Source organism: Thorsellia kenyensis, from assembly GCF_042432445.1.
Lineage (GTDB): Bacteria > Pseudomonadota > Gammaproteobacteria > Enterobacterales > Thorselliaceae > Thorsellia > Thorsellia kenyensis.
This window is the reverse complement of sequence record NZ_JBHLXE010000117.1, coordinates 1-3,187: the sequence shown is the minus strand read 5'-3', so window position 1 is coordinate 3,187 and position 3,187 is coordinate 1. Positions and strand designations below refer to the sequence as shown.

General features: G+C 34.2%; 4 protein-coding genes and 1 pseudogene. 1 reads left to right on the top strand and 4 read right to left on the bottom strand.

The annotated features are described in order from the left end of the window. Window positions 1–188 precede the first annotated feature (188 nt). The gene (locus ACFFIT_RS13225; RefSeq protein ID WP_385878401.1) at window positions 189–314 is read left to right on the top strand and encodes a hypothetical protein; all 126 of its coding nucleotides are present in this window, start codon (window positions 189–191) and stop codon (window positions 312–314) included. Window positions 315–524: 210 nt separating this feature from the next. Here the strand turns inward: ACFFIT_RS13225 and ACFFIT_RS13220 are convergent, their stop codons facing one another. From ACFFIT_RS13220 to ACFFIT_RS13205, 4 genes and pseudogenes are all read right to left on the bottom strand, one after another. Beyond that, complete coding sequence (locus tag ACFFIT_RS13220; protein ID WP_385878399.1) at window positions 525–1,142, bottom strand: DUF8309 domain-containing protein; 618 nt, start codon at window positions 1,140–1,142, stop codon at window positions 525–527. A 2-nt stretch (window positions 1,143–1,144) separates the two neighbouring features. After that, window positions 1,145–1,438, bottom strand: a complete 294-nt coding sequence (locus ACFFIT_RS13215; RefSeq protein ID WP_385878397.1) for a hypothetical protein — start codon at window positions 1,436–1,438, stop codon at window positions 1,145–1,147. Between the two features lie 380 nt (window positions 1,439–1,818). Next, a complete protein-coding gene (locus ACFFIT_RS13210; RefSeq protein ID WP_385878395.1) occupies window positions 1,819–2,145 on the bottom strand; it encodes a DUF4277 domain-containing protein in 327 nt (108 codons plus the stop codon). Between the two features lie 540 nt (window positions 2,146–2,685). Then, window positions 2,686–2,976, bottom strand: a pseudogene (locus ACFFIT_RS13205) (ISAs1 family transposase); the annotation flags it as partial. Between the last annotated feature and the right edge of the window lie 211 nt (window positions 2,977–3,187).

The following is a 3,187-nucleotide window of genomic DNA, read 5'->3' as shown; positions in this document are numbered from 1 at the left end:
AACATCTTAATGTCAATTGATATTATTTATTTTTTGATCAATTGGTTAAGGTTTGATCCCCCCCTGGGGGGTATCAGTTTGTTCAGTGGTATAACCATGAGCACTTACACAGCAGCAATCAATTTATTACCCCTGCTGATAAACGCGCAGGTAAGGATGTGGCTAAATAACAGAAAAGACAAGAGGTAATGAACCGCAAGAAAGAAAGCCATCCTAATAGATGCGCTAAAGGGCATATACGTGATTGGAGTCCAATAACTAAAGTGACGCTTAATGAAATGCCTGAAAAGGAAAAAACAAACGGTGTAGCTTAGTATGTGAAAATTATAAATAACTAACAACTATCTTGACAAGTTCCGCTCGGATGCTTACTTTTATTCCCTAAAGAAAGCTGCTCAGTCAAATGGGCTATGCTTGATAGTGTACTATAAAATTATTAACAACTATCCTAATTGATAGGATATCGAATAATATAATAAATAGATAAAATAAGGCCGAAAGTATCATCAAGAGAACATCCAACTTTATCTTAATGGTACAGGTAACCGACGAGTTAAGGGCCGAAGTTGTTCTCTGTCATCCCACAGCCCGGGAAAGACTTCAAATTTTAAATCATCACGATTTATACCGGTATCAAAATAACGACATAAGCGATCGCTTAAAGCCTCATGACCCCACATGTTAGTTAATTCATATTTTTCTATTAACTCACGATCTTGTGGTAGAGACAGATCTTCTTGTATTACTGGAGCCCGTGTGACACTAACATTTCCATCAGGGCTTAAGTCAATGATTCTTCCACCAAGAAAAGGGAAACTAAATCTATCTCCTTTATAATGTTCCCCATCCATCGTCAGTGTATAGGTTTTTATCCAATATGGTTCATAAGGTTTATGACTTGGTACAACCGTTTTTACCTTTATCTTTTCAGTAATCAAATATTTTTTTATCACGTTTCCAACAAAAACCCTGAATAATGGTTTTACTTGATTTAAATCTATACTTTCCCATACACCATCAGCATTCGATATATCGTAAAATCGCATTGCTGGACTGGTTAACATCTGACCTATCGTATATAGGTTATCACGTAACTTAATATTAACTAGATCACCAGTTTTCCAAATAATTCGCTTAGACATAGTTAGCACCTCCCTCCTATTTTATTGCCACTCATTTTGTTATTTTGGTATTCTTTGGCTGCATTAATATAATTTGTCCTATTGGGATTCCCTTGACCAACTGGATTCTGCTTATTAGCTGTGCCATCAATACCGCCTAAATTTTCAAAGGTTATTTGTTCTAATCCGCGAGCTGTATTTTTACCAACCTGACCATAACCGTCATATAAAATTTTTGGAGGCGTTCCACCAAAACGTTCATAGTTCCCACCATAGCGGTACTGCAATACATCTTGTGCCGTTTGCTTTCCTTGCATACTAGCATATCCAACATCAGGGGGCGAACAAGCTTTTTCATTATTAAATCAATCTCATAGCTAATATGAATTTATCCTTGAAATTTAAATCATTTATACATCTTCTCATTTTGCTAGGAATTGAAGCTTCCTTTTTTTCTCTTTTGTATTCTGCAGTACTTAGTAAATTTAATGCAAAGCGTCTAATTATTGATAAGTTTTTGGCGCTTATTCTATCATGCACCTCTGAAGCAGGGTGCGAGCAAGCTTTAATTTTACTAATTGATTTTTAATTTGATTAAGCTTACTTAAATTTAATTACCTAAAATTAGAATTATGCGTGAATCATTGAATTAACCGATAAAATTAAATGTAAATAAATGTATGTTCACACCCTGACTTTAGAGTGAAGAGACTCCATAGTCAAAAACAGCATCTAAGTTTCGGCCCAGCACATCATCGTTCAGATGTTCACTATAGGTCCCAGGTGAAATCAGTAAATCGATAGGATTATCAGAGAAATATTCAGGAACTAAATAGAGGGCTTGAGAATGAAATCCTAGTGCATTAAGCAGCATCGCTGCAACTGCTTGACCATGACTGACATGGCATGGCTTAGTTTTAGGGATGACATGAACAATGTAGTCAATTAACCCAACCTGTTTAATAAAACCAGCAACCAATCCTAGATGCTCATAATCATACACGTCTACATTATCGAAATTCATAATCACCATCCAAAAAGTCACAAATAATCAATTTTTTATAAAAATATCAATAGCTTAAATTGAAAATGTGATGCAAATTACAAAAAAATGATAATTAATCATTTTTTGAACAGCGGAATGTCAGTTTAATACTTTCAATAAATATTCGTCCTTAGCACAAGCAAATTTCTCTTATTTTTAATACTCGCTTTCAGTGTTTTTTCATTTTTCAATAAGCTTATAGTGAGTTTATTCATAAAAGACATGTTTTCTGCTGCATGACCACTAGGTAAACGGTGCTCATTCTCTCTAAAGCTAACATCTAATTACCAATGAATATTATTTTCTACCTGCCAATACTTTCTGATAGCTCTCGCTATCCATTTAGCATCTTATTTTTTATGGCTTGAAATATAAAAAACGTAACTCTTGACATTTAGTGTCAGGCTGACCTTTCATATTCCGGATTGATTGAACATTGATCATGCTATTAATTGATTTCCATGCTGAATGTCTCTCTTTTAGCCACTCAACACTATCGGTCATCCATACATGCCTTTCTTATATTCTGCCATGGTCACCATTTACTTCGTAATAATAGTCATGGTTTGTGGAAGAAAATTTCTGGGACAATTCAGTTTCTAAAAATAATTGAACATCTTCATTCAGACTTCCTTTAAGTGACATCACATAGTAAGCTTCTGATGAAACAATGAGATCTGCACTAGCATGTTGGCATCCCATTGCATCTACTTTAACTGTTGCTCCTTTTAAATCTAATATTTTTAATAGTTCAGGAATTGCAGTGATTTCATTTGATTTATCACTGACACATATTTGTCCTAAGCAAAGCTGATTTTGGGTTACTCAAGCATTAACAAGATGAATAGCTTTAGATTCATTCATTTTATCAGCAGTCCTTCTGAGAGTTTTCTCATCAATCGTAATGGCATCTTTACAGTGATTTTTAATTGTCTTAATCCATTCATTAAAACACTCATGCGTAGGATCTTTAAAGTTATTGATTTAAAATTAATTTAAACGGCTGGTAAAGTCTAATCAA